Annotated in this window: 1 protein-coding gene; it reads right to left on the reverse strand. The window is 60.2% G+C overall.

The window, feature by feature from the left end:
* A partial coding sequence (locus tag SB753_RS39055; RefSeq protein ID WP_410805418.1) for a TolC family protein occupies positions 1-256 on the reverse strand: 256 nt, incomplete at both ends.

Below are 256 nucleotides of genomic sequence, written 5' to 3' on the forward strand. Positions count from 1 at the left end.
TTGCGTTCGACTTCGGTATCGAGCCCGGTCGCAATGCGCCCCGCGGTAATGCGCTCGATCTGCTCGCGCTGCGTGACTTCCTGCTGCGCAATGTCGCGCAACAGATAGAGGCGCGCAAGCTGGTTGTACGTGCGTGCAATCGACGTCGTCAGCGTCAGCTTCACGACCTCGGCATCGGCCTGACTCGCTTGAAGTTGCGAAATCGCGGCCTTCAGCGCTTCGCGATTCTTGCCCCACAGATCGAGATCGTATGAAG

The organism is Paraburkholderia sp. SIMBA_053 (assembly GCF_046534895.1).
GTDB classification, from domain to species: Bacteria; Pseudomonadota; Gammaproteobacteria; order Burkholderiales; family Burkholderiaceae; genus Paraburkholderia; species Paraburkholderia caledonica.